Raw genomic sequence first — 24,080 nt, 5'->3', positions numbered from 1 at the left:
CGCCACGCACAGTGGCTAATAGTGATAAAAAATACAGCTAACTCACGCAGACCGCAGACCTAAGCAGCAGCAACCCGGCACCGACCCCGACCGCTACGCCAGAAAACCCTGTGCAAGCCAGCATCACACCAAAACCGCGCCGCCGGCAGCCCCCAAAACCCGTCCACCGGCGCGAGCGAAAACCAATCGACCATTCAAGCAGCCCTGCTTTCTGCAATGAAAGCACGAATGACGTCGCTGAAATTACGATCGCCCGCCAACCCCAGCTTCTCGCCTCGCGAAGTCTCCCACGCCCCCGGCCAACTCCCCACAATCTTTTCGATCTTCGGGTCCGGTTGCCAGTCGATCAGCGAAGCGACCTCTTCCCCCGCCACTTCTTTCAGTGCGTCGACCATTTCCGCGACACTGACCGAGAGTCCCGGCATGTTGACCACCGGCCATGTGCCGAGCGCCGCCTGCTCAAGCTCGCAACCGGCGATCAGCGACTCGATCGCCTTTTGCGGCGACAGCAGCCACAAGCGTACATCGCCACTCACCGGACACACCGCGCGCTCGCCATTCAGCGGCTCACGAATGATGCCGCTGGCAAACGATGACGCCGCCGCATTAGGCCGCCCCGGACGCACGCTGATAGTGGGCAAGCGCAGCACGCGGCCATCGACGAAACCGCGTCGCGAGTAATCGCACAGCAACAATTCAGCGATCGCTTTCTGCGTTCCATACGATGACTTCGGGTTCAGCGCCGTATCGTCGCGAACCACATCGGGCAGCGTGCCGCCATACACCGCGACCGAGCTCGTGAACAGCACCCGCGGCGCGTGTCCGAGCGAGCGGCACACATCGAGCAGCAGACGCGATGCATCGAGATTGATACGCATGCCAAGGTCAAAATCCGCTTCCGCCTGACCGCTCACGATCGCGGCAAGATGAAAGATAGCCTGCGTGTCAGCACCAATGCACCGTTCCAGCACACTGCGATCCGCGATGTCACCGGTCTCGGCTCGCACCCGCTCGTCACCAAGATCCGGGGGACGCACGACGTCCAGCAGCGTGAGTCCGGTGATCGGCTTGCCCATCAAACTGCCGCGTTCGAGAAGACGGCGTGCCAACCGTTGTCCGAGAAAACCGGCGCCGCCTGTAATAAGAATTTTCATGGTGCCCTCACGCACGTTGCAGATAAGGTCTAATCCAGCCGAGTCCGTCGGAGGTTGCTGCTTTCGGCCTGTATTCGCAACCGATCCAGCCCTCGTAGCCGAGCGAATCGATGAGCTCGAACAGATACGGATAATTCAGTTCACCCAGGTCCGGTTCGTGCCGCTCCGGCACGCCCGCGATCTGGATATGGCCGATGCCCGCATGCGAGCGTTTCATGTCGCGCTTGAGCTTGACCGCGAGATCACCCTCCACGATCTGGCAGTGGTAACAATCGAATTGCACCTGCAGGTTCGGTGCGCCGATCTCCTCGCAGATCGCCTGCGCGTCGTCCTGGCGGTTGAGGAAAAAGCCGGGGATGTCGCGCGTATTGATCGGTTCGATGACAATCGTAATACCGGCTGCACGCGCAGCGTTCGCCGCCCGTTCGAGGTTCTTAAGATACACCGCACGATGTTTTTCGCGCGACTGTTCCGGCGTAATAAGACCGGCCATCACATGCAAGGTCTTGTTGCCGAGCACGGCGGTGTATTCCAGCGCTTTATCGAGCGCAAGTGCGAACTCTTCCTCGCGTCCGGGCAATGACGCGATCCCGCGTTCACCCGCCGCCCAATCGCCCGGCGGTGCATTGAACAAGGCCTGCGTAAGGCCATGTTCGTCGAGCCGTGCCTTGATATCGGTTGCGACAAAGTCATACGGGAACAGGAACTCCACACTTTTGAAACCGTCCTTCGCTGCAGCGCCGAAGCGGTCGAGGAACGCGTGTTCGGTGTACATCATCGTGAGATTGGCGGCAAAACGGGGCATAACATCGACTCCTTGAATGAGTTCAGCGATTCACGAGCTTGGCCGGCACGAGCCACGTGGCAATGGCGCCGATCACCAGCATGCCGGCGAGCACGTACATGCCCGTCGCCGTGCTGTGCGTCAGGTCCTTCAGGTACCCGATCATGTAGGGGCTCGCGAAGCCCGCCAGATTGCCGATCGAATTGATAACCGCAATCCCGGCAGCCGCCGCGGCGCCCGACATGAATGCTGTTGGCAGCGACCAGAACAAAGGCGCGCAGGTCAGCACACCGGCCGCGGCCACGGAGAGCGCCACGATCGACACCGCCGTATTGCCCGCGAACGATGCCGCCACGGAGAAGCCAACCGCAGCTCCAAGCGCCGGCACGATCAGATGCCAGCGGCGCTCACGATGTTTGTCCGCGCTATGGCCCAGCACATTCATCACGACGATCGCGACAAGAAACGGAATGGCGCTCAGCAAACCGATATTGAATGCTCCGCTCACACCCGTTGACTTGATGAAGGTCGGCATCCAGAACGTGAGACCGTATTGCCCCGTGACGAATGCGAAGTAGATCAGCGACATCCACCACATGCGGCTATCGGCGAAAAGCGCGCGCAGCGAATGTTTCGTGCTGTCGCCGGCAAGCTGCGGCTGCGCGTTGATTTCATCTTCCAACAGGCGCTTTTCGCGTTCGCTGAGCCACTTCGCGCTGCGGATGTTGTTGTCGAGATAAAGAATAGTCGCAATACCGATCAGCAGCGCCGGGACCGCTTCAATCAGGAACATCCACTGCCAGCCTTCGAAGTGCTTGTTGTCCGAGAAGGTCTGCATGATCCATCCGGACAGCGGATTTCCAAAGATCCCCGCCACGGGAATAGCCGACATGAACACGGCGACAATCTTCGCCCGCCGATGCGACGGAAACCAGTAAGTCAGGTACAGGATCACGCCCGGATAAAAACCAGCTTCGGCCAGTCCGAGCAGGAAACGCAGGATGTAAAACTGCGTGGGCGTCTTCACGAACACAAAAAGTGCCGAGAGAATGCCCCAGGTAATCATGATCCGCGCGATCCATATCCGCGCACCGATCTTGTGCATCAGAATATTGCTTGGCAGTTCGAACAAAAAATATCCGAGGAAAAAAACGCCTGCCCCGAGGCCGAATACCGTCTCGCTGAAACCCAGATCCTGCGACATCTGCAGCTTCGCAAAACCGACGTTCACACGATCCAGATACGCCACCACATAACACAGCATGAGGAACGGCACGATGCGCCAGAACACCTTCGAATAGGTGCGGGTGAGTTCTTTGATGTCGTAGCCAGATGCTACAGGCGTGCGCGAGCCGCCAGGCACAGCTTGGTCAGGGGTCATGCTTGTCTCCGGAAGGCAGTTTCGTGTTGGTGATTCGACCAGGCAAGGCGCTACCAGCGCACGTTGAAGGTCTTGCGCAAATCCTCGATGTCCGCTTCTTCGAGCGGTTCTGGAGGCGGTTCGTTAATCGAGCGCGCGAGGAGCCAGAGCCGAGCCGTTTCCTCGAGCTCTTCCAGCGCATACGACGCGTGGCTGACCGATTTTTCCCAGACGACCGGTCCGAGCCTTTCGAGCAATACGGCGCGCACCTTCGATGCAAGCGCCGCAACTTGTTCCGCGACTACAGGGTCACCCGGACGCCGATAAGCAATCAACGGCACGTGGCCCACCTTCATCACGTAGTACGGCGTGATTGGCGGCAGCACGTCGTCGCGCCGCCAGACACCGGCGAGCGTCAACGCGACCAGATGCGTGGAGTGCGTGTGGACGACGCCGTGCGCGTCGCCGTTATGTTCATAAATCTTGCGATGCAGCGCCAGCGTCTTCGACGGCTTGCCGCCGGACACGTGATTACCCTCTGTATCGACTTTGGCGATGTCGGCGGGATCGAGGCGTCCGAGGCAGGCATCGGTCGGCGTGATGAGCCAGCCGTCGTCGAGTCGCGCACTGATGTTCCCGGCGGTGCCGACGGTATAACGGCGTTCGTAAAGACTCGCGCCGGTCTCGCAGATTTCTTCTCGGATACGGCTTTCGGCGGTCGCCATGATCACGCGGCTCCGTCGAGAGACTTCAGCGCCTTCACGAAGAAAGCTTTCGTGCCGAAATTGCCCGACTTCAACGCCAGCCCAAGCGGTTCTTCGCCGATAGACTGCGTCGCCGGCACACCCGGATCGATCTGCGCGCCGATGCGCAGCGACTTCACGCCAAGCGCCTGAACGACCGCGCCCGAGGTCTCGCCGCCCGCAACCACGAACTTGCGCACGCCTGCATCGCGAAGCCTGCTTGCAATCGATGCCAGCGCTTGTTCGACCAGATGCCCAGCTTTCTCGACGCCCAGTTCCTTCTGCACGGCCTTGACTTCGTCCGGCGTGGACGTGGCGTAGATCAGCACGGGTTCATCGGCATGTTTCGACGCGAATTCAACAGCCTGCTCGACCACGGGTTCGCCGCCCGACAACGCGAGCGGGTCGATACGAAAGCTCGGTCTCGTCGCCCGCCATTCCGCGACCTGCTCGTTGGTCGCCTTCGATGCGCTGCCCGCCAGCACGACCGATTTACCTTCGATCTTCGGCAGGTCCGATGCGTGGCCGGCTTCGCTCAACAGGTTCGCCGCGCGGAAGTTGTCCGGTAGACCAAGCGCAATGCCCGAGCCGCCCGTGATCAGCTTAAGAGCCGAGCACGCCTCGCCCAGCACATAGAGATCGGCATCCGAAACCGCATCGGCGATAGCGAGGCGCACGCCATCGTTGCGCAGCGACGTGATCCTCTCGCGCACGGCTTGCGCACCCTTGGCGATCACGTCGTAAGCGATCAACCCGACCTTCGATTTCGTCTGCCGCTGCAGCACACGCACGAGGTTCGGATCGGTCATCGGCGTGAGCGGATGGTTCTGCATGCCCGACTCGTTTAGCAGCACATCGCCCACAAACAGGTTACCGCGAAAGATTGTGCGGCCGTTCTCGGGGAACGCGGGACAGGCAATGGTGAAGTTGTCGCCGAGCGCATCGAGCAGTGCGTCGGCGACTGGACCGATGTTGCCTTTATCGGTGGAATCGAAGGTCGAGCAATACTTGAACAGGAACTGTTTGCAACCTTGCACACGCAGCCATTCGAGCGCGGCCAGCGATTGCGCAACCGCTTCTTCTGCGGGGATGGTGCGCGATTTCAACGCGACGATCAGCGCGTCCGCCTCTATCTTCATATCCGATGCCGGCACGCCAATGCTCTGCACCGCGCGCATGCCCCCGCGCACGAGCATGTTGGCGAGATCGGTTGCACCGGTGAAGTCATCGGCGATGCAGCCTAGCAAGGCTTTCGTCATCATTTGGCTCCCTTCGGCACTTCGATGCCCGGGAAGATCTTGATCACGGCGGAGTCGTCTTCGCCGCCATGTCCCGCGGTCGACGCCATCATGAACATCTGGTGCGCCGCCGCCGACAACGGCAGCGGAAACTTCGACGTGCGCGCTGTATCGAGTACAAGACCGAGATCCTTCACGAAGATATCGACGGCTGACAGCGGCGTGTAGTCTCCTGCGAGAATGTGCGGCACGCGGTTCTCGAACATCCACGAGTTACCCGCGCTGTGCGTGATGACCTCATAGAGCGCATCCGGGTCCACGCCTTCGCGCAGGCCAAGCGCCATTGCTTCAGCCGCCGCTGCGATATGCACGCCTGCAAGCAGCTGGTTGATGATCTTCACCTTCGAGCCCGCGCCATGAGCCTCGCCCAGCCGATAAACCTTGCCCGCGATCGCCTCGAGCACATCCTCGCAGGCCGCATACGCCGATGCGGGACCGGACGTCATCATCGTCATTTCGCCGGACGCGGCGCGCGCTGCACCGCCGGACAGGGGCGCGTCGAGCATATGCAACCGGGCCGCTTCCAGGCGTTTGCCCAGTTCGACCGCAAAGGCAGGCGACACCGTGGCGCAGGCCAGCACGACACTGCCGGGTTTCATCGTGGAGACGGCGCCGGGTTGAGTGTCGGAGCCGAACAGCACGGTTTCCGTTTGCGCCGCGTTGACGACGACGGTCACCACGACCTCGCACTGGCTGCCCAACTCGGCCGGCGTCGCGCACGCAATGCCGCCCTCGCCCGCGAACGCTTCAAGCACCTGGGACCGCACGTCACAGGCATGAACCTTGAAGCCCGCGCGCAATAGCGAACGCGCGACGCCCAAGCCCATTGCACCCAAGCCGATTACTCCCACGTTTTTGGACATTTCGTTATCCTTCGAATTGATTGATCAGCAAATGCCCGCTTCCGCGAGGCGGCGAGCGGCGTTGTATAAGTGGGTCTGCGCGGCGTTGCGCGCAGCCATGGGATCGCGGGCGCGAATCGCAGCTACGATCCGGGAGTGTTCCTCACGGACCTGCCGCGAAAAGTCCTCCCGCAGCGCTTCATTGCGGCGCGTAACGAGCGTGCCGGCCTCGAGATACTGGTTCAGGAAGGCAAGCGTGGTCAGGAAATACGGATTGCCGGTTGCACTGGCAATCGCGCGATGAAACTCGACATCCTCGGTCACGCCGTCCTCGCCTTGCGCGGCGGCGACATCGATCTGCGCCAGCTTCGCTTCGATCACATCCATCTGCTCGTCGGTTCGGCGCATCGCCGCTTCCGACGCAACTTCCGCTTCGATCGCCCGCCGCAACGCAAGGATCTGCACGACCGCGCCGGGCTCGACGGCTTGCGCGTAGTCGATACGCAGCGGCCTGATACCCGCGCGCTCGACAATAAACACGCCACTGCCCTGGCGCGGCTCGACCATGCCTTCGTTCTTCAGCCGCGATATGGCCTCGCGGATCACCGTGCGGCTCACGCCAAACTCCTGCGCGAGCACAGCTTCGGTCGGCAGCTTGCCGGTTTTCACGAAGCTGCCCTTTTCGATCTGCAATTGAATCTGCTGCGCGACCGTGTCGCTCAAAGCCTGCGCAGGAATTTTATCGAACATGCAGTCTCTGATTTGTTGGGTGATGTGGTCATCATACAAATTTTGGATCTTTTCGACATACTAGAGATAACCCTGAGGACGCGATACGAGACAGCGCCAATTCCCTTGCCACGCTTTTCGATCGCAATATTTTTCACATAAGAGTGAGAAATGTTCGTTTGGCCGGTGTAAGGTGCACGCCTACGATGGCAGGCATATCCAGCCGTATTCCGCCGCCGTATCCCGCCGCATACGTGTAGCGAACCATGACGTCTTCATTTCACGCCAGCGTGAACCATCTTGCGCTGCTGCGCCCTTACGATGGCTTCACGTCGCGACTCCACTGCGCTCGACGTCCACAAAAATGAATCCTGTAAACATCGTCCAGTTGCTCATCCTCGCCGCCCTGTGGGGAGGCTCATTCCTTTTTATCCGCGTCGGTGTGACCGACTTTGGCGTTGCGCCATTGATGGCGTTGCGTGTGGGCATCGGCGCGTTGTTCCTGCTGATCGTGCTGATCACTCGCAGGTCCGCGCGCGATGCTTTTCATACGCTGCGCGCGCATGCGTGGCCGCTTTTCGTTGTGGGCATCCTGAACTCGGCCGCGCCGTTCTGCCTGTTTGCGTATGCCGAACTCACACTGTCCGCGGGCGTGACGTCGGTGATCAATGCCACCACGCCTCTGTGGGGCGCTATCGTCGCGTTCCTGTGGCTGAAGGATCGCTTGACCGGGCTGCGCGTAGCAGGGCTCGTGATCGGTTTCGTGGGTGTGGTCGCCCTCGTCTGGAACCAGATGGATGTGGGCACGAGCGCGGCGACGGCCGTGACGCCGGCAGCGACCGCACTCGCCGCAGCGGCTGCGCTCGGCGCAACGCTGTTGTATGGGATCGCGGCGAGCTACACCAAGCGGCATCTCACGGGCGTCGATCCGCTCGCGGTCGCCGCCGGCACGATGACCGGCGCGACCGTCGTACTACTGCCGTTTGCCGTGTTCTGGTGGCCGGCTGCACCCATCTCGACGCAGGCCTGGGGGTCGGTGATCGCGCTCGGCGTCGCGTGCACCGGCATCGCTTATATGCTGTTCTTCCGCCTGATCGCGGCGACTGGCCCGGCGCGCACGATCAGCGTCACATTTATCATCCCGATCTTCGGCATCCTGTGGGGCGCGTTGCTCCTTTCCGAACACGTATCGCCGGGAATGATCAAGGCGTGCGCGACTATTCTGGTGGGGACTGCACTTGCCACGGGTGTTATCAAGTGGCTTCCGGGCATGGGTACGCGGCGCAGGGTTTCTGCGAAGTAAGTAGTGAGAGAGCCTCAGTACTCTTTTCGATGAACGCAGCTTGCCGTCAACCTATGTTGGCGGCAACCTGAAAACCATCACGCGTCGACGATCACTTCGAAGCCGCCGTAAATCATCCGCTTGCCGTCGAAGGGCATCGCGTTCGTATCGGGCTGCAGCCGCGGGTCGGCCATCACCGCCTTCATTCCCTCATCCCTCACCTGACGCGACGGCCAGACGACCCACGAGAACACGACAGTCTCGTCGTCCTGGCGTTTGACCGCCATCGGAAAGGACGTCAGCTTCCCCTCCGGTACGTCATCGCCCCAGCATTCGACCACATTCAGCGCACCGTTCTCCTTGAAGACCACCGCTGCTGCTTCGGCATGCTTCCTGTACGTTTCACGATTGCCCGTTTGCACGGCGACGACAAATCCATCTACGTAAGTCATGAACGCTCTCCGTTTCGGTATGAATAAATTGGGGGCGCAAAGCGACTTCGTTTTGCATTGCCACATCGCAGCCCTACGCCCTATATGCATGACGAACGGTACGTCCATAAATCGACACGACTCACCAACTTTTTTACATACCCCATCGCAACGAAGGCGTATGGACCGCGCTATCCCAGTGCGTTTTCATCTCGTCGTCCAGCACTGAGAGCGTGATGGATGCGCCTGCCATCTCGAGCGATGTGGTCAACGCACCGACCTGTGCACGGCCGATGTTCAGGCCGCGCTGCCCGAGCCAGGCTCGCGTCGAGTTGAACAGCAGGTAAAGCTCGCCTAGCGGCGTGCCGCCCAGACCGTTGACGAGGACGAGCAATTCGGCATCGGCCTGTGGCTTCAGGTCGTCGACAATAGCGCTCAGCAATTCCGCCACGATGGCGTCGGCCGGCGCCATCTTCGCCCGTCGCCTGCCCGGTTCGCCGTGAATGCCGACCCCCACTTCAATCTCATCGTCGCCGATCTTGAACGTGCGCGTGCCCGCTGCCGGCACGACACAGCTCGTGAACGCAACGCCCATTGAAGCCGTGCGCTTGTTGATGTGGTCACCGAATGCCTTGCACTGCTCGAGGCTCGCACCGCTTTCCGCCATGCTGCCGACCAGCTTCTCGACGATCACCGTTCCGGCTACGCCGCGTCGCCCGGTCGTATAACTGGAATCCTCGACAGCGACGTCGTCGTTGATCAGCACGATCGCGTTCTGCACCTCGGACATCTCGGAGGCCATTTCAAAGTTCATCACGTCGCCGGAGTAATTCTTCACGATGAAAAGCACGCCCGGACCGGTATCGACTGCCATGGCGGCGGCCATCATCTGGTCGGGCGTCGGCGAGGTGAAGATCTGGCCGGGACAGGCTGCGTCGAGCATGCCGTGGCCGACGAAACCGCTATGCAGCGGCTCGTGTCCCGACCCGCCGCCCGACACCAAGGCCACTTTGCCGGGCTTGAGCACCTTGCGGCGCACAAACACGGGCTCGTTGTTCAGCACGACAAGGTCGGCGTGCGCGGCCGCGAATCCGGCCAAGCTTTCGGCGAGAAAATCGTCGACGTGGTTGATGAATTTCTTCATGGTCTGCGCTCCTTCACTCAATACGTTGTGCCAGATACGCGCACACCGCCGCGATCATCAGCTCGCTGGAACGCGCGCCCGGATCGATATGGCCGCGCGAACGCTCGCCGAGAAACGACGCCCGGCCCTTGGTCGCGAGCATGTCGCGGGTGGCGAGCATTTGTATGTGCGCCACCCGCGGCAATTCGTCAAGCAGCGCTTGCGCGGACGCTCCCGCGGCCGCCAGTTCACGATAGCGATTCGCAACCGGAATGAGCACGTCCATCATCGTCTTGCTGCCCACGCCCGTCTTGCCACGCTGGCCGACGGCGTCCACGCCCGCGGCAAAGATGGCTGAAAATCCGGGGACGTCGAGCGCGTGCGTGGCCGCGCCCTTCGACATACCGCTCAGCAGGGAAAAAAATAGTGGTCCTGATGATCCGCCGACTGTCGACAGTATCTTGGCCGCCGCCACGTCCAGCGATGGTCCGAACGCGGCTGCTTCAATTTCACTGCGCGCCGCGAGCAGCGCCTCCATGCCGCGCAGCAGGTTGAAGATGTGGTCGCCGTCGCCGATCTGTTGATCGAGCGACGCGATCTCGTCCGTGTTTTGCTTGAGCGTCGCATGCGCGGCTTCGATGCACGCCATGACCGTCTTGCCGTTCATGTCGCTATCCTCCCGCCGTCGGCGCGAAAATATAAGAGGCTACGAGGGGGCAACGACACGCCTACCGACTGCCCCGCGCTGAAATTGCGCTCCGTCACTGTCGTCGCCACCACGGCGGTGCCATTGCGATCCAGAATCAACAGATGACGCAGCGGCGAATATTCAAGCACCTTCACATCCATAGCGTTGCGCTCGCCCGCTTCAGCCACGACGATATCCTCCGGGCGTATTGCAACGGTCGCCGTCCCCTCCGGCACAACCGCCGAATCGAAGAGCGACGGGGGCAGCAGGTTGATCGGCGGCGAGCCGAGACGCCGCGCCGCACTCACGCACGCAGGATTGCCGTAGACCTCGCGCGGCGTGCCGAGCTGCACCAGGTTCCCATGTTCGAGAATCCCGATGCGATCCGCGAGCGTGGTCGCTTCCACCTGATCGTGCGTGACGTAGACAATGGTCGCGCCGATGCTCTTGTGCAGGCGTTTCAGCTCGATCCGCAGTTCCTCCCGCAGCTTGGCATCGAGCGACGACAACGGCTCGTCCATCAGGAACACCCGCGGCTCGCGAACCAGCGCGCGCCCGATCGCCACCCTCTGCATCTCGCCACCCGAGAGATGCGTCGCCATGTTGTCGAGCTTCGATTCCATGTGCAGCATGGCGGCCACGGTCTGCACGCGCATCCGCACCTCCGCCTCGCTGCTGCGCCGGCGTGGGGACCGCAGCGGGAAAGCGAGGTTGTCGAACACCGTCAGATGCGGATAAAGCGAGTACTGCTGGAAGATGAACGCCACGTCCCGGTCCGACGGATGAACGTTTGTCGCCAGCTTGCCGTCGATGAATACATCGCCTGCATCGGGCCGTTCCAGGCCCGCGATCAGGCGCAAGGTCGTGGTTTTTCCGGCGCCGCTCGGCCCGAGCAGCACGACGAATTCCCCGTCCTTCACGTCAATCGACAGATCGTCCACAGCCACCGTCGGGCCAAACCGCTTCGATACATTCTGTAGTTGCACTTCAGCCATGAACGTCTCCCGTTTCGGCATCCACCAGCACGGCCGCGGGAAGCCTCCGACCCGACATTGCGTCGTACAGCAGCACGCGCTCCTTGCGAAACGACAGCCCGACCATCGCGCCGGCGGCAAGACGCACCTCCTTGCCCACGCGCGCCCGCACGACACCCGCGGCCGTCTCGATCATGAGCACCTGATGCGAGCCAAGGAACTCGTCGGCGATCACCTTGCCACGCAGTGCCCCCTGTTCGTCGATGACAACATGCTCCGGGCGAATCCCGAGTAGCACACGTTCAGCCGCAGCGTTGCAATGAGGCACCGCCATGGTTGCACCATGCACCTGTACTTGCGTCGCGCCGGCTGCGACCGGTCCGTCGACGGGCAGAAAATTCATCGGCGGGCTGCCGATAAAGTTGCCGACAAAAACCGTCGCCGGAAAATGATAGATCTCGTGCGGCGCGCCGGCTTGCAGCACTTCGCCCTGGTTCATCACGACGATGTCGTCGGCCATCGCCATTGCCTCGCTCTGGTCGTGCGTCACATAGACCGTGGTCGCGTTGAGCTGGTCGTGGAGCTTGCGCAACTCGAGGCACATCAGTTCGCGGAAGTCGGCATCGAGCGTGCCGAGCGGCTCGTCCATCAGGAACGCCTTCGGCTGGCGGACGATGGCACGTCCCAGCGCCACGCGCTGACGATCGCCACCGGAAAGGCCGCCGGTCTTGCGGTCGAGGATTCCTTCAATGCGCAGCATGCGGGCGGCGGCGTCCACCCGCGCTTTTATCTCGCGCCGCGGCACATGCTCGTTCTTCAGCGGAAACGAAATGTTGTTGCGCACTGTCATGTGAGGATACAGCGCGAACATCTGGAACACGAAGGCGATGTCACGCTGACGCGCGCGCAGCGCCGTAACGTCCTCGCCGTCGATGAGGATCTGGCCGGACGTCGGCAATTCAAGCCCCGCGATCATGCGCAGCGTCGTGGTCTTGCCGCAGCCCGACGGACCGAGCAGCACCACGAAACGCCCGGCGCCTACGGCCAGATCCGTGTTGCGCACGGCGGTGAAATCGCCGAAGCGTTTGTGCAGGTTGACGAGCGTGATGGCGGACATGGATCAGTCCGGGAAATGGCTGGTGATGAGGAACGCCACCGCGCCGGCGAGGATCACGGGAAACGACCACGTGAAGAGCGCAAGCGAAAACGGTTGCACGAGCATCGCGATGCCGGCTCCGATCGCGACCGTCGCCGCAGCTTCGCCATGATCGCGACGCAGGAAGCGCGCACGCGGCGCCACGAGTTGTCGTTTCATTTGCGTACCGCTCCGAAGGTGATGCCGCGCAACAAATGTTTGCGCAGCACGACGGTGAAAAAGAGAATCGGCAGGACGAACAGCGTTGTCGCCGCGGCCACCGCAGGCCAGTCCTGCCCGCCTTCGCCGATGATGAACGGAATGAACGGCGGCATGGTCTGCGCGTCGCCGCTTGTGAGGAGCAACGCGAATGCGTATTCGTTCCAGGCGAAGATCAGGCAGAAGATCGCCGTGGCCGCGATGCCGGTAATCGCCTGAGGCAACACAACCTTCACGAATGCGTGCAAGCGCGTATAACCGTCGACGAGCGCCGCTTCCTCGTACTCGCGCGGGATCTCGTCCATGAAGCCCTTGAGCAGCCACACCGCCAGCGAAACATTCACGGCCGTATAGAGCACGATCATGCCGACGTAGCTATCGCTAAGCCCCAGCGCGCGGTACATCAGGTAGATCGGGATCGCGACGGCGATGGGCGGCATCATGCGCGTAGAAAGAATGAAAAACAGCAGGTCATCTGCCAGCGGCACCTTGAAACGCGAGAAGGCATAGGCCGCGAGCGTGCCGAGAAACACCGCAAGAAAGGTCGAGCCGAAACCGATCACAAGCGAATTGACGAAGCGCGGCAATACCTTCGACGGACCCGCGATCACCATGTTGCGCTTGCGCACGTCGCGCTCGTACCAGGTCGTGGCAGGCGGCAGGCTCGCGATGAACTCGGGCGTCTGACGGGACCGGATGGTAAAGAGATTGACGTAACCTTCGAGCGAGGGATGAAACAACACGACAGGCGGATACGCAATCGCATCCTCCTGGGTCTTGAAGCTCGTCATGAAGATCCACGCTATGGGCAGCGACGTCACGAGCGCATACACAATCACGACCAGCGCCGCGAAGGTCTTGCCGCGAGCCGACGCCGCGACCACCGAGTGAGCATTGCCGGGCTGTCTCATCGCTGTTTGATCCGGTTGAGCGCCTTGATATAGATGTTCGCCGCACCGAACACCGTGACGAAGAGAATGATTGCAAGTGCCGACGAATAACCGGTCTGCCACTTTTCGAACGCGGCGCGCTTGAGCGTGATCGACACGGTTTCCGTGACCGACCCCGGACCGCCCGAGGTCAGCAGGTTCACCATGTCGAACATCTTGAAGTTTTCAATCCCGCGGAAGAGCACGGCCAGCATCAGGAACGGCATGGTCATCGGCAGCGTGATCGACCAGAACTGGCGCCAGGGTGTTGCACGGTCGACTTCGGCGGCTTCATAGATATAGTCCGGAATCGAACGCAGACCCGCGAGGCAAATAAGCATCACGTAGGGCGTCCACATCCAGGTATCGACCATCACGATCGTCCAGGGCGCGAGCGGCACGTCGCCGATCATCTGGAACGAGGCCGGCGATATGCCGGTGACAAGGCTGACGACCTCGTTGAACAAGCCCGTCTGCGGCTGAAGCAGGAACGTCCAGAAATTGCCGACGACAGCGGGAGACAGCATCATCGGCAAGAGGATCAGCGTGGTCCAGAAACTGTGGCCGCGAAAGCGCCGGTTGATCAGCAGCGCGAGCCCGAAACCGAGCAGCACTTCGAGGCTCACCGACCAGAACACGAACCGCGCGGTGACCTGCATCGCGTACCAGATGTCCTCGTCGGTCAGGATATCGACGTAGTTGTCGATACCGATAAAGCGTGCCGGCACGCTCGGCATGTTCGACTTGAAATTCGTGAACGACAGCCGCAACGCCCAGATCAGCGGGAAGATGTTGATCGCGAGCAGAAGCAGGATTGTCGGAAGAATGAAGAGCCATGCAATAGTCCGGTCCGAGAGGCCGCGCAAGCTGCTGCCGCTGCGCGTCCCTCGTCCGGACTCCAGCTCCTGTGAAAGCAAAGGCTTGTCTGCCAACATGCCGTCCTCCTGATGGCGTACTGGCGCGGTCACACGGCCGCCGCCAGTACCGATGCATGAACCTCACTACTTGCCTTCCTGCTTGAACACCTTGTTCCAGTCCTTGACGAGCAGATCGAGCGCTTCTTTCGCTGAGCCCTTGTCCGCCACGACGTAGTCATGCACGCGCTTTTGCATGTCGAGCAGGAGTTCAGCGTACGCCGGCTCCGCCCAGAAGTCCTTGACGATCTCCATCGATTTAAGAAAGGCCGGCGCGAACGGTGCGCTCTTCGGAAAGCTCGGGTCCTGCACAACTGATTTTGCCGCCGAGTAACCTCCGATTTGCCACCATTTCTTCTGCACATCGGGCTGCGCGAACCACTTGATGTATTCGAGTGCATCCTCCTTGTGGTCCGAGTAGGAGACAACCGATATGCCCTGCCCGCCCAACTGCGTGAATTGCTGGAGCTCACGCGGCGTGACGAAGAATCCGATCTTGTCGCCACCTACATTCGGGTCCTTGTACAGGCCGGGGAAGAACGCGAACCAGTTCATCTGCATCGCCACCTGGCCGGACTTGAACGCGTCGAGCCCTTCCTGCATGTAGGCGTTGGTCATGCCCGGCGCCGTGCAACATTTATAGAGCGCCTTGTAGAACTCGAGTCCCTTCACCGCGTTCGGTGAATTCACGAAACCGTCGAGGTGATAGGGTTTCTTCGGATCCTCGTACTGGAACCCCCATGCATAGAGCGCATTCGTCACGCCCATGGTGATGCCTTCAGACCCGCGTTCGGTGAAGATGTAGACGCCATACACGGTCTTGCCGTCGATCTTGCGTCCCTGGAAGAACTCGGCGGTCTGCTTGAGTTGGTCCATGGTGGTCGGTGGCTCCAGTTCCCGTTTGTATTTCTGCTTGAACTCGGCGCGCAACTCGGGCCGTGCAAACCAGTCCTTCCGATAGGTCCACCCAACGGCATCGGCCATTGCCGGAAGCGCCCAATAGTTCGGCGTGTTCTTCGGCCATTCCGCATAACCGACGACGGTTGCCGGCATGAAGTCGTCCATCGAGATCTTGTTCTTCGTGAAGAAGTCGTTGAGCTTCACGTAGTGGCCGTTGACTGCCGCACCACCGATCCACTGACTGTCGCCAATAATGAGGTCGCAGAGCTTGCCGTGCGAATTCAGTTCGTTGATGAAGCGGTCGGCATAGCTCGTCCATGGAACAAACTCGAACTTCATGTTGATACCGGTCTTGGCCGTAAAGTCCTTCGATAATTCGACCAGCGCGTTCGCGGGATCCCAGGCCGCCCAGCACAGTGTCAGTTGCTTCGCCTGGGCGTGAGCGCCCGAAGCCATACCCAGCCCCAGCGACAAGGCGAGCGCCGCAGCCACTCGTGTCGACGTAAGTCGTGATTTAAGCCGTAACATGTGTCTTCTCCTTTTATTTCGGTCTCCGATACTTATGACGATCGGTGCCCATGCGCCGGGCACCGTGTTTCGGCTCTGCGGATTCAGCCATCGGTCCGCGTGTCGCGAGCGTCAGGCATGCGCATTCTCACGAAGGTAAATTCGGGTTTCCGGCGTCGGGATGGCCAGTGCGCCCCGCACGTCGTTCAGGAAATTGAGTGCGGCAAGCCCCGCCCAGTGGACAATGCCGCGTACGTCCTGGTCCAGGATGACGTCAATTGCGCGCTCGGCCAGCTGCGCGCGCGTCTGCGCCGTGCACTCGTGGCCGATCAGGACAACGCGCTCCTTGTCGCCGGATTCCTGCAGCGCCGACGCAATCCCGGCGATACCGCCACCCGTCACGTAGACACCCACGAGATCCGTATGGCGCGCGAGCAAGCCCTGCACCGCAAGGCCGGCGCCGCCGTCGTCTTCCGTGAAATCAGGTTCGGCGACCCAACGCAGGTTGCGAGAGTCTTCTTCGAGGACTTGCGAAAACCCGGTGCGCCGTTCGAGCTGGTCGTGCAGGCGAGATGACCCCGACAGCACCGCGACGGTACCGATTCGCGTACCTAGAAAGAGCCCCATCAGCAGTCCGGCGGTACGTCCCGCAATGCGGCTGTTGACGCCGACATAAGCGGCCCGGCGACTGCCCGGCAAGTCCGAGAACACGGTGACCACGGGAACACCTGCGTCGCTCAGTTCTTCAATGAAATGCGCGACCCAGGGATAGTCAAGAGGCGCCAGAACCACCGCGTCATAGGCGATCGCTTGCTCCGAAAACGATGCCGTGTCGCGTTGGACCGCGAAATCGCACCGGTAAAACGACGAGGTGATGCGGTGCTCGCGAAAGAAGCTCGCAGACAGCGCGATATCGCGTTCGACGTGATCGAGGAAGCGCGAGTTGATCTGTGGAAGAACGAACGCGATGCGGAAGGAATTGGCTTTTGCTGGCCGGCCACGGCTCGCGCGTTCGTCGCGCAGATTGGCGAGCGCCAGATGAACGCGTTCAGCCGTTTCGGGTCGCACGGCCTGATCGTCGCGCAGGACGCGATCGACCGTGGCCACGCTGACGCCCGCTCGACGCGCAATCATCATACGTGTGGCCGGCATTGTCCCCTCCGGTACCGTGCTGCGGATTTTTTGCGAAGAATCCTTTTGTTTACCTAAGGTAGTTTTTCCGCCAGAGAATGCAAGCTTTTTTGAGGATTTAAACCCGTCATTTGATTCTTGATGACGCCTTCTATTTATATGGATTATTTAGTTAATTTACGAACCGACTCCTAAACCGCGCTTGGAGAATGGTCATGGATCGGTGGTTGTCACCCGATTCCGCCCCGGCCCTGCTCGCGCGAAACCGGGCTCTCGCTGTTCTATCCAGACGCGTATGCTTTCGTGGATGCCGTTGGCTCAGGAGAAAGACCATGGCCGATTCCAGGCCCATGCCGAGCGTCACTCGCTTCGGCGATCACGTCCGGCTTGAATTGCATTCGCTGGATCCGCGTGTTGCGACAGTCGTTCTCGACCGGCCGGAGCGTCGCAATGCGGTCGACCGCCAAGTCGCCGATGCACTGCGCGCAGCTTTCGAAACCTTCGATGCCGACGCGTCGCTGGCGGTGGCCGTGCTGTGGGGTGCTGGCGGCACGTTTTGCGCGGGCGCAGATCTCACTGCGCTGAACGACGACGAGCATCGCAACGAGATTCATCCCGACGGCACGGGTCCAGGGCCGATGGGACCGACGCGGCTGATGCTCGGCAAGCCCGTGATTGCGGCCATCGCGGGACATGCGGTAGCGGGTGGGCTGGAACTCGCAGCGTGGTGTGATTTACGGATCGTCGAAGAGGATGCGGTCCTGGGTGTTTTCTGCCGGCGTTTCGGCGTACCGCTGATCGATGGCGGGACATTGCGGCTGCCTCGATTGATCGGCATGTCGCGTGCACTGGATCTGATCCTTACCGGACGGCCTGTCGATGCCGGCGAGGCGCTGGCGATCGGTCTCGCGAATCGCGTAGTCGAGCGTGGCGGTTCACGTGCGGCAGCGGAGGCGCTTGCGTGCGAACTGGCCGCGTTGCCGCAAGCAGCGATGCGCGCAGACCGGCGTTCGGTCTACAACAACGCATTCTCCGACGATTTAACCGGCGCGCTGCGCCGCGAAGGCGCGGGAGGTTATGCGGCGGTGTTTGCAGAAGGTCTCGCCGGCGCAGGCCGGTTTGCTGCGGGCGCCGGCCGGCATGGCGAATCGCAGTCATCGCTTTGATTGAGCTTCAATACCGCTCTTACTCGCGCAACAGGTCGAGTTCGAGCCCCCGGAAATCCTGCGGCGACATGCCAAAAAAGCGGCGAAAAGCGCGCGTAAAGTCGGAGTGGCTGTTGAAGTCCAGTCCATAGGCAATCTCCGCTACGCTCACGTGCGGGAATCGAATCAGATCGTCGGCTGCCTCACGTAGCCTGCAGTTGCGGATATAGGCACTTAACCCGCCCTCGGGTTCGAACATCCGATACAGCGTCGGGCGTGGCAACTGGAATATCTGAAGAATTCCGTCAGGCGAGAGCTTCTCGTGATGGAGATTCGCTTGAACATAGCGCTTCACCTCGTCAAACATCGCGGCACGGGTCGCCGCCCGGGCGCCTTCACTCAAGCGAGCCTGTTTGCCAAACGCCGCGATGAGCAGATTCGCGCACGTTCGCAACGTGTGTTCCGCGTCGGCAGCGTTCATCGAGGAGAGGCACTGGCCGAGCGTGAGCAGGTGCCTGTGAAGCAAGCGCGTCAGGGGCGAGCTATAAGTCAGCACTTGGCCGTGGATCGATTCCGCGTCCGGGATTGCCGACTCCACCATTGCGCGAGGCAAAAAGAACGCCAGCACACGGGCGGAACTGGGACGGCTCATGCGCATCGGCTGATTCATGTCCAACGCCAGGACACCCGGTACGAATTGCGCCGATTTTCGCGGATGGTGCGTACCTGTTACGGTTTCAACGATTCCATCGACAGCCACGTGGAACACAAAGTCGTGCACGCTATCGGTGGAAATGCGCGCCGTGGTTCGCGCCTGGGCCACTGGATCAGTTCGGGCGTCCAGGAAAACCATGTCCTTGAGCACATAGGTATCGATTTCGCCTCGAAACCCGGTCGCCAGTTGTGTGCGGGATATGGGTACATCGAGGGTTCTTCCTACGTAGTCTCTCCACGCAGGTAGCTGCAGCCCCACGGCTTCGTTAGCCACGGTGAAATGCCGATGAATGACGCGTGGAGCAAGCGCGGCCTCAGCGCCGGTCTCAGCCGGATAGACGTATCTCTGATGACGCGCTGCAATGAGTTGATCCACAGCTGGCGAATAGGATTTAGTCATACTCGGAGTGCAGCACGGCGGCAAAGTTGTTATCGGTTTATCGGCCGTGGCAGGAATAACTTTAGGCTTAGGAGTGTGGTGCAGAACCTCGCTTTATCAAGGGTTTTGTTGCATTAAATAAAACAGACCAGACGACGCCAATATGATTAGCATTACTCATAGACAAAATGATTCGGTATCGACCCGCGACGGACCGGTGTAACACAGAACTCGCGACAAGCAGGCTACACGCTGCCGTTCTCGACCACGCGGCCTTCCGCTCGCCAGCGCAGCATGCCGCCGGCGAGGTTGGCGATGGCCTCGAATCCTGCCTGCCGCAGGATGATCGTGGCTTGCGCTGAACGTCCGCCAGCCCGGCAGACCGTTACGATCGGGCGTTCCTGTGCGAACTCGCTGGTTCGCTGGGCTAGGTCGCCGAGCGGAATGAGCCTGGCTCTGGGAATGCGCCCCAGCGGCCCCTCGAACTCCGCAGGCTCGCGCACGTCGACGATCTGCACCGAATCGAGGTTCTCCTCGAGCCATTGCGAATTGATTTCCCAGATGCCCGCAAAGGTGTACGCCAGCGGCGCCCAGCCGGGCTCGGCTACCTGCATGGGGTCGCTTGCGGCGACGCCGCATTTCAGGTTTGCCGGCACCGCTATGTCGATCTGTCTGGGATGCGGCAATCGCAGATTCGTCATGTAGACGGTGAAATCGTCCTCGCAGAGTTCACCGCCGAGACGCGGATTGAAGCGGCGCTCCTCGCCTACACTCGTGACGCTCAGACCGTGATAATCGTGCGCCGGGTAAAGCAGGCAAGTGTCGGACAGCGTGAAAATCCGGTCGTGGATCGCCCGGAACATCGCGCGCGGGTCACCCTGCTGGAAATCCGTCCGGCCGGTGCCCCTGATCAACAGGCAATCGCCGGTAAACGCCATGGTCTCATCGTCGAGCACGAGGCTGATGCAGCCATTCGTATGACCAGGCGTCGCACGCACCGTCAGATGTCGAGCGCCGAATACGCACCTGTCGCCATCGCTCAGATAGCGGTCCGCGCCGTCAGCGCCGCTTGTAGCCGATATCGCAATCTGACTGCCCGTGCGCCGCTTGAGCATCCACGCGCCGGTCACGTGATCGGCGTGAACGTGGGTATCGACTGTATAAAGCAGGCGCAATCCAAGCTCTTCGATCAAGGCCGCGTCCCGGCGTACCTGTTCAAAGACCGGATCGATCAGCACGGAATCTCCGGTCGCGCTGTCGGCGAGAAGATACGTGTAGGTAGACGATTGCTGGTCGAACAATTGCCTGAAGATCAGCACGATTACGCTCCGTCGTCCGCCTCTGCGAACGCTTGAAAATAGTGGGCAAAACCGGCGCTGCTGACCTGGTCGGTGCGAGTCAGCGGACGCCGGCCGCAAGGTGCCGGCGCTCGCCACTCTGCTTGACGAGGGCGTTACCTCGGTTGCGCCACGTAGCGCAGGTACGGCTTCACGGTTTTGAAACCCTGCGGATATTTCCGCTTCGCGTCATCGTCAGAAACAGATGTCGGAATGATGACGTCTTCGCCCGGTTTCCAGTTTACCGGCGTTGCCACCGTGTATTTTGCGTTCAACTGCAGCGAATCGAGCAGCCGCAGCACCTCGTCGAAGTTGCGGCCGGCACTCATCGGATACACGAGGCTGGCCTTGACCTTCTTGTCGGGCCCGATGAGGAACACTGAGCGCACCGTCGCATTGTCGACTGCAGTGCGCGCCCCGCCACTGGCGTTCGGATGAATCATGTCGTAGAGCTTCGCGACAGTCAGGTCTGCGTCGCCGATCAGCGGGTAGTTGATCGCGTGTCCCTGCGTTTCCTCAATATCCTTCAGCCATCTCTGGTGGTCGCTGACAGGATCCACGCTGAGTCCGATAACCTTTGTGTTGCGCTTGTCGAATTCCGGCTTGAGCCCGGCCATGTAACCTAGCTCGGTGGTGCAAACGGGCGTGAAGTCCTTCGGATGCGAGAACAGGATCACCCAATGGTCGCCGATCCATTCGTGGAAATGGATCGGCCCTTCGGTTGTTTCGGCCGTGAAATCGGGCGCTTCTTCTCCTAATCGAATCGACATCTCTTCCTCCATGGGGTGGGTGCGTCAACGTACTACCGCTGCAGACGGAGCGACGGCCCCCCGGTTGCCCGGGGTTGTAGTCAGGTGATTCAATCGTCATTTCAATCGCTTATTTCCATCGTTTAACTAAAGATCCCTACTTTGCCCGTTGCCAAACCACGGTTGCGGCTCCATAGCCAAAGGACCCGGGTGTGATATAGGTAAGCCGGTCCCCGACGAGCGTGAACGGTCGTGTTTGAACATCACCGTCCCAGTTCGGGAAGGAGCTCTTCTGGATGTGGAAAACAATAGCGCTGCCCGCTTCGTCGACAGTATAGGTCCCGAAATGTGCCACGGTGCCCTCCGCTATCATCCTGTTCTCTTCAGTACTGCCAGCCAACCTGCTGCCCTCCGCGAGCTTCGGCAGGTCGGCGCGAATCCCCATTAACACGTAGCGGCCGTCGCTGCCGAATATGAGTTGGCCCTGGGGCTGGGGCCCGAGAAGATTCAACTGATTCCCACTCCTTTGAACAGTCAACGAGACCAATGACCAGGAACCCACGATCGAGGGCGCCGTTTGCGCGTGAGTCCCGACTGCCGGGAGACACAGCGCAATCAGCATGGCTACCGCAGCAGTCAGGTATTTAAGGAGTTGTTTCATGGCTCTCTCCGCCATGCATCGGCGCATAGAGTGTTGACAACCTAGACGGTGTGAACCTATGCCGAATGGTGTCGTCGCTCCCTAAGAGTTATAGACCCGGATCGAGCATTGCGGTATCAGCATTCGCTCTTTGATTGTGCGCTGGCAACGCCATTAACTCAGCGCAAAACAAGCGCGTCTGCGCCGCTGGCGGTTCATCGCTAAAATTTAGGACCGAAGCGACATTAATCAGTGGAACGGCTTTTGCTAAAGCGTTCCGAGCGAGATGACACATCTGACAAAAGTTCAGACGATGGCGGTGCTGAATGATGGTTGGTTGCTAGCAATTGGATGACCGCGGGTTACTGCCAACCGCGGTCGATGCTGTCCAACAAAGGAAATGGAGGCGCTGTGGCATCAACGACCTGCGCAGAGAAAATTTGCAAAACGTGCGACGTCGCGGTAGCGGGCATGCCAACTTTGTTGGCGAGGGCGACTGCCGCAATTGCCGTCTTCGCTGCGCAGGCTGCCCTCGCTCAAACTCCGTCGCCGCTCGGCGAATGGCAATACTCGGCGGGTATCGCGCTCGAAAAACTTTATCAGCCGAAGGTTCCGGATTGGCAACTGCGAGTTGGCATTGGGTCCACGTTCGAGCCGCGCTATGACGGCTCGGATCGCTATCACATGCTCGTGGGTCCAAGCCTCGACGTCCGTTACCGCGATCTGGCCTTTTTGTCGACCGGCGAAGGCATTGGTGTGAACGTAATTCAGGGGCCGAATTGGCGCGCCAGTATTTCTGCCGCCTATGACCTTGGCCGGCGCGGACACGACGACCCTTCGCGCTTGAACGGCCTTGGGAATATCAATCCCGCGCCAGAGCTGAAAATGGCCGGTGAATACGTCGTGTCCAAGGAATTTCCGCTTGTTTTCCGCGCGGCCGTCACACGCAGCATCGGAGGTTCCAATGGCTGGACTGCAGACCTGGGCACGTACATGCCGATGCCCGGCAGTTCGGAGAAGTTCTTCTGGTTCGCAGGTCCGTCGGTGACCTTCGCCGATTCGACCTATATGAACAGCTGGTTCGGCGTCAATGCGGCGCAGGCAGCCGCGTCCGGATACCGGCAATATGACGCAAGCGCCGGACTCAAGTCCGCCGGCTTCGGCATTACGATGATCTGGTTCGTCGACAAGCACTGGTTCGTCACCGCGGACGGGGCACTCAAACGCCTGCTCGGCAGCGCGGCGCATAGTCCAATCACCCAGACGAAGACGGGCGGCGTGTGCGACGTGTCGATCAACTACCAGTTCTGATCGTTTTGCAGGGCGCAGGTGGCAATGCGCCAAGCGAAGAGCATCGATATCTTCTGCATGCGAGCAATGTCAGATCTTTGCCTGGGGTTATCAGCCCTTGCCGCTCATAGAGCCGCGACGCTTTGATCGACACACCGAGGCGCCTGGCTGCTTCTGAAGCGTTCAAAAATGAAGGAGAAGAACTCATGTCCGAGGCCATGCAAGCCATTGCGCACGGCAACCCGGTGCACATAGCCGGCGATCGGGTCTTGAGTCCCCCAGTACTTTTCGTCTTGCCATGAGAGTGACATCGTCGCAACAGGCATATCGTCCTGTTCGATGACATACACCTCGCTTCGATCCGGACTCTGCTGCACGCCCATCTCGGTCCATCCTGCTTTGCCCCCAGCGGAATCGCCGTGACTGAGCTTGTACGCGAGGGCATCGTTCAGGATGTGTGTGAGAGCCGGCACATCTTCAATGGCCGCTTTGCGTATCGTTCTCGTCGTCATCGCTCACACCCTTCGACATGGTCGGCATTGGTGGACAAGTCTCGCATCGCGTACTGTAGCGCATACGCCCGCGAGCACAATTCACGGACCGATGAAGTGACATGGAACCTCGGATAGTCTCCGGCGATGATGCTGTCGGGCTGCCCTCTTACAAGCCCAAAACCAAGAGCA

The 24,080-nt window shown here is 60.6% G+C and carries 24 protein-coding genes and 1 pseudogene; 3 read left to right on the top strand and 22 right to left on the bottom strand.

The genetic code is table 11. The features are described from left to right. Positions 1-194 precede the first annotated feature (194 nt). The 7 genes from denD to M0D69_RS24345 are packed head-to-tail and all read right to left on the bottom strand — an operon-like array spanning position 195 to position 6,931. The gene (gene denD / locus M0D69_RS24375; RefSeq protein ID WP_301784437.1) at positions 195-1,154 is read right to left on the bottom strand and encodes a D-erythronate dehydrogenase; all 960 of its coding nucleotides are present in this window, start codon (positions 1,152-1,154) and stop codon (positions 195-197) included. Positions 1,155-1,161: 7 nt separating this feature from the next. Continuing rightward, positions 1,162-1,959: a 2-oxo-tetronate isomerase gene (otnI, locus tag M0D69_RS24370; RefSeq protein WP_301784436.1), complete on the bottom strand. Its 798-nt coding sequence runs from the start codon at positions 1,957-1,959 to the stop codon at positions 1,162-1,164. A gap of 22 nt (positions 1,960-1,981) precedes the next feature. Continuing rightward, positions 1,982-3,319, bottom strand: a complete 1,338-nt coding sequence (locus M0D69_RS24365) for an MFS transporter (protein WP_301784435.1) — start codon at positions 3,317-3,319, stop codon at positions 1,982-1,984. A 50-nt stretch (positions 3,320-3,369) separates the two neighbouring features. Continuing rightward, positions 3,370-4,023: an aldolase gene (locus M0D69_RS24360; protein ID WP_301784434.1), complete on the bottom strand. Its 654-nt coding sequence runs from the start codon at positions 4,021-4,023 to the stop codon at positions 3,370-3,372. A gap of 2 nt (positions 4,024-4,025) precedes the next feature. Then, the gene (gene otnK, locus M0D69_RS24355; RefSeq protein WP_301784441.1) at positions 4,026-5,300 is read right to left on the bottom strand and encodes a 3-oxo-tetronate kinase; all 1,275 of its coding nucleotides are present in this window, start codon (positions 5,298-5,300) and stop codon (positions 4,026-4,028) included. After that, positions 5,300-6,202, bottom strand: coding sequence for an L-threonate dehydrogenase (gene ltnD, locus M0D69_RS24350; RefSeq protein ID WP_301784433.1), 903 nt, complete (start codon positions 6,200-6,202; stop codon positions 5,300-5,302). Before ltnD ends, otnK begins: the two co-directional genes overlap by 1 nt. 24 nt (positions 6,203-6,226) lie before the next feature. Next, positions 6,227-6,931, bottom strand: a complete 705-nt coding sequence (locus M0D69_RS24345) for a FadR/GntR family transcriptional regulator (protein WP_301784432.1) — start codon at positions 6,929-6,931, stop codon at positions 6,227-6,229. Between the two features lie 343 nt (positions 6,932-7,274). Here M0D69_RS24345 and M0D69_RS24340 point away from each other — a divergent pair, with 343 nt between their 5' ends. Beyond that, positions 7,275-8,213 carry a DMT family transporter gene (locus M0D69_RS24340; protein WP_301784431.1) on the top strand — a complete coding sequence of 313 codons (939 nt, stop codon included), beginning with the start codon at positions 7,275-7,277 and terminating at the stop codon, positions 8,211-8,213. Between the two features lie 77 nt (positions 8,214-8,290). Here the strand turns inward: M0D69_RS24340 and M0D69_RS24335 are convergent, their stop codons facing one another. The 10 genes from M0D69_RS24335 to M0D69_RS24290 all read right to left on the bottom strand — a co-directional run bounded on the left by M0D69_RS24335 (position 8,291) and on the right by M0D69_RS24290 (position 17,164). Further along, complete coding sequence (locus M0D69_RS24335) at positions 8,291-8,644, bottom strand: DUF1428 domain-containing protein (RefSeq protein WP_301784430.1); 354 nt, start codon at positions 8,642-8,644, stop codon at positions 8,291-8,293. A gap of 133 nt (positions 8,645-8,777) precedes the next feature. Then, positions 8,778-9,767: a dihydroxyacetone kinase subunit DhaK gene (gene dhaK / locus M0D69_RS24330; RefSeq protein ID WP_301784429.1), complete on the bottom strand. Its 990-nt coding sequence runs from the start codon at positions 9,765-9,767 to the stop codon at positions 8,778-8,780. Positions 9,768-9,780: 13 nt separating this feature from the next. Beyond that, a complete protein-coding gene (gene dhaL, locus M0D69_RS24325) occupies positions 9,781-10,413 on the bottom strand; it encodes a dihydroxyacetone kinase subunit DhaL (RefSeq protein WP_301784428.1) in 633 nt (210 codons plus the stop codon). After that, the gene (locus M0D69_RS24320) at positions 10,410-11,429 is read right to left on the bottom strand and encodes an ABC transporter ATP-binding protein (RefSeq protein WP_301784427.1); all 1,020 of its coding nucleotides are present in this window, start codon (positions 11,427-11,429) and stop codon (positions 10,410-10,412) included. The genes dhaL and M0D69_RS24320 overlap by 4 nt, the downstream gene beginning before the upstream one ends. Further along, a complete protein-coding gene (locus M0D69_RS24315) occupies positions 11,422-12,525 on the bottom strand; it encodes an ABC transporter ATP-binding protein (protein WP_301784426.1) in 1,104 nt (367 codons plus the stop codon). Before M0D69_RS24315 ends, M0D69_RS24320 begins: the two co-directional genes overlap by 8 nt. Positions 12,526-12,528: 3 nt before the next feature. Then, complete coding sequence (locus tag M0D69_RS24310) at positions 12,529-12,723, bottom strand: hypothetical protein (protein ID WP_047897211.1); 195 nt, start codon at positions 12,721-12,723, stop codon at positions 12,529-12,531. Next, a complete protein-coding gene (locus tag M0D69_RS24305) occupies positions 12,720-13,673 on the bottom strand; it encodes a carbohydrate ABC transporter permease (RefSeq protein WP_301784425.1) in 954 nt (317 codons plus the stop codon). The genes M0D69_RS24310 and M0D69_RS24305 overlap by 4 nt, the downstream gene beginning before the upstream one ends. Further along, a complete protein-coding gene (locus M0D69_RS24300) occupies positions 13,670-14,626 on the bottom strand; it encodes a carbohydrate ABC transporter permease (protein WP_301784424.1) in 957 nt (318 codons plus the stop codon). Before M0D69_RS24300 ends, M0D69_RS24305 begins: the two co-directional genes overlap by 4 nt. A gap of 66 nt (positions 14,627-14,692) precedes the next feature. After that, positions 14,693-16,033: an ABC transporter substrate-binding protein gene (locus tag M0D69_RS24295; protein ID WP_301784423.1), complete on the bottom strand. Its 1,341-nt coding sequence runs from the start codon at positions 16,031-16,033 to the stop codon at positions 14,693-14,695. A gap of 111 nt (positions 16,034-16,144) precedes the next feature. Continuing rightward, positions 16,145-17,164 (bottom strand): LacI family DNA-binding transcriptional regulator, encoded by a 1,020-nt coding sequence (locus M0D69_RS24290; protein ID WP_301784422.1) that lies wholly within the window; start codon positions 17,162-17,164, stop codon positions 16,145-16,147. Between the two features lie 311 nt (positions 17,165-17,475). Between M0D69_RS24290 and M0D69_RS24285 the strand changes: the two genes are divergently transcribed. Then, positions 17,476-18,309 carry a crotonase/enoyl-CoA hydratase family protein gene (locus M0D69_RS24285; RefSeq protein WP_301784421.1) on the top strand — a complete coding sequence of 278 codons (834 nt, stop codon included), beginning with the start codon at positions 17,476-17,478 and terminating at the stop codon, positions 18,307-18,309. Between the two features lie 19 nt (positions 18,310-18,328). Here M0D69_RS24285 and M0D69_RS24280 read toward each other — a convergent pair whose 3' ends face one another. The 4 genes from M0D69_RS24280 to M0D69_RS24265 all read right to left on the bottom strand — a co-directional run bounded on the left by M0D69_RS24280 (position 18,329) and on the right by M0D69_RS24265 (position 22,128). Continuing rightward, entirely contained in the window at positions 18,329-19,402 is a 1,074-nt protein-coding gene (locus M0D69_RS24280) for a helix-turn-helix domain-containing protein (protein ID WP_301784420.1), read from the bottom strand. A gap of 224 nt (positions 19,403-19,626) precedes the next feature. Continuing rightward, positions 19,627-20,697 carry an MBL fold metallo-hydrolase gene (locus tag M0D69_RS24275; protein ID WP_301784440.1) on the bottom strand — a complete coding sequence of 357 codons (1,071 nt, stop codon included), beginning with the start codon at positions 20,695-20,697 and terminating at the stop codon, positions 19,627-19,629. A gap of 137 nt (positions 20,698-20,834) precedes the next feature. Then, the gene (locus tag M0D69_RS24270; RefSeq protein ID WP_301784419.1) at positions 20,835-21,488 is read right to left on the bottom strand and encodes a peroxiredoxin; all 654 of its coding nucleotides are present in this window, start codon (positions 21,486-21,488) and stop codon (positions 20,835-20,837) included. A 136-nt stretch (positions 21,489-21,624) separates the two neighbouring features. Further along, entirely contained in the window at positions 21,625-22,128 is a 504-nt protein-coding gene (locus tag M0D69_RS24265; RefSeq protein WP_301784418.1) for a lipocalin-like domain-containing protein, read from the bottom strand. Positions 22,129-22,578: 450 nt separating this feature from the next. On the opposite strand from M0D69_RS24265, the gene M0D69_RS24260 reads away from it, so the two are divergent. Then, on the top strand, positions 22,579-23,418 hold the full coding sequence (locus tag M0D69_RS24260) for a MipA/OmpV family protein (RefSeq protein ID WP_301784417.1): 840 nt from the start codon (positions 22,579-22,581) through the stop codon (positions 23,416-23,418). A gap of 76 nt (positions 23,419-23,494) precedes the next feature. Here M0D69_RS24260 and M0D69_RS24255 read toward each other — a convergent pair. Next, positions 23,495-23,605: pseudogene (locus M0D69_RS24255) on the bottom strand (MerR family DNA-binding transcriptional regulator); the annotation flags it as partial. Positions 23,606-24,080 lie beyond the last annotated feature (475 nt).

Origin of the sequence: Caballeronia sp. SEWSISQ10-4 2, from assembly GCF_030464885.1 — a bacterium.
Lineage (GTDB): Bacteria > Pseudomonadota > Gammaproteobacteria > Burkholderiales > Burkholderiaceae > Caballeronia.
Note: the sequence above shows the minus strand (reverse complement) of the source record. Positions and strands in the feature narration are given on the sequence as shown.

What these genes read in the sequence shown, in the direction of transcription:
- M0D69_RS24285 (WP_301784421.1), top strand. Translation starts at nt 17,476, where the DNA reads ATGGCCGATTCCAGGCCCATGCCGAGCGTCACTCGCTTCGGCGATCAC.
- M0D69_RS24315 (WP_301784426.1), bottom strand. Translation starts at nt 12,525, where the DNA reads ATGTCCGCCATCACGCTCGTCAACCTGCACAAACGCTTCGGCGATTTC.
- M0D69_RS24270 (WP_301784419.1), bottom strand. Translation starts at nt 21,488, where the DNA reads ATGTCGATTCGATTAGGAGAAGAAGCGCCCGATTTCACGGCCGAAACA.
- M0D69_RS24295 (WP_301784423.1), bottom strand. Translation starts at nt 16,033, where the DNA reads ATGTTACGGCTTAAATCACGACTTACGTCGACACGAGTGGCTGCGGCG.
- M0D69_RS24345 (WP_301784432.1), bottom strand. Translation starts at nt 6,931, where the DNA reads ATGTTCGATAAAATTCCTGCGCAGGCTTTGAGCGACACGGTCGCGCAG.
- M0D69_RS24310 (WP_047897211.1), bottom strand. Translation starts at nt 12,723, where the DNA reads ATGAAACGACAACTCGTGGCGCCGCGTGCGCGCTTCCTGCGTCGCGAT.
- M0D69_RS24260 (WP_301784417.1), top strand. Translation starts at nt 22,579, where the DNA reads ATGCCAACTTTGTTGGCGAGGGCGACTGCCGCAATTGCCGTCTTCGCT.
- M0D69_RS24320 (WP_301784427.1), bottom strand. Translation starts at nt 11,429, where the DNA reads ATGGCTGAAGTGCAACTACAGAATGTATCGAAGCGGTTTGGCCCGACG.
- M0D69_RS24265 (WP_301784418.1), bottom strand. Translation starts at nt 22,128, where the DNA reads ATGAAACAACTCCTTAAATACCTGACTGCTGCGGTAGCCATGCTGATT.
- M0D69_RS24365 (WP_301784435.1), bottom strand. Translation starts at nt 3,319, where the DNA reads ATGACCCCTGACCAAGCTGTGCCTGGCGGCTCGCGCACGCCTGTAGCA.
- ltnD (WP_301784433.1), bottom strand. Translation starts at nt 6,202, where the DNA reads ATGTCCAAAAACGTGGGAGTAATCGGCTTGGGTGCAATGGGCTTGGGC.
- dhaK (WP_301784429.1), bottom strand. Translation starts at nt 9,767, where the DNA reads ATGAAGAAATTCATCAACCACGTCGACGATTTTCTCGCCGAAAGCTTG.
- otnI (WP_301784436.1), bottom strand. Translation starts at nt 1,959, where the DNA reads ATGCCCCGTTTTGCCGCCAATCTCACGATGATGTACACCGAACACGCG.
- M0D69_RS24305 (WP_301784425.1), bottom strand. Translation starts at nt 13,673, where the DNA reads ATGAGACAGCCCGGCAATGCTCACTCGGTGGTCGCGGCGTCGGCTCGC.
- M0D69_RS24360 (WP_301784434.1), bottom strand. Translation starts at nt 4,023, where the DNA reads ATGGCGACCGCCGAAAGCCGTATCCGAGAAGAAATCTGCGAGACCGGC.
- M0D69_RS24335 (WP_301784430.1), bottom strand. Translation starts at nt 8,644, where the DNA reads ATGACTTACGTAGATGGATTTGTCGTCGCCGTGCAAACGGGCAATCGT.
- M0D69_RS24280 (WP_301784420.1), bottom strand. Translation starts at nt 19,402, where the DNA reads ATGACTAAATCCTATTCGCCAGCTGTGGATCAACTCATTGCAGCGCGT.
- M0D69_RS24340 (WP_301784431.1), top strand. Translation starts at nt 7,275, where the DNA reads ATGAATCCTGTAAACATCGTCCAGTTGCTCATCCTCGCCGCCCTGTGG.
- M0D69_RS24290 (WP_301784422.1), bottom strand. Translation starts at nt 17,164, where the DNA reads ATGCCGGCCACACGTATGATGATTGCGCGTCGAGCGGGCGTCAGCGTG.
- M0D69_RS24300 (WP_301784424.1), bottom strand. Translation starts at nt 14,626, where the DNA reads ATGTTGGCAGACAAGCCTTTGCTTTCACAGGAGCTGGAGTCCGGACGA.
- dhaL (WP_301784428.1), bottom strand. Translation starts at nt 10,413, where the DNA reads ATGAACGGCAAGACGGTCATGGCGTGCATCGAAGCCGCGCATGCGACG.
- denD (WP_301784437.1), bottom strand. Translation starts at nt 1,154, where the DNA reads ATGAAAATTCTTATTACAGGCGGCGCCGGTTTTCTCGGACAACGGTTG.
- otnK (WP_301784441.1), bottom strand. Translation starts at nt 5,300, where the DNA reads ATGACGAAAGCCTTGCTAGGCTGCATCGCCGATGACTTCACCGGTGCA.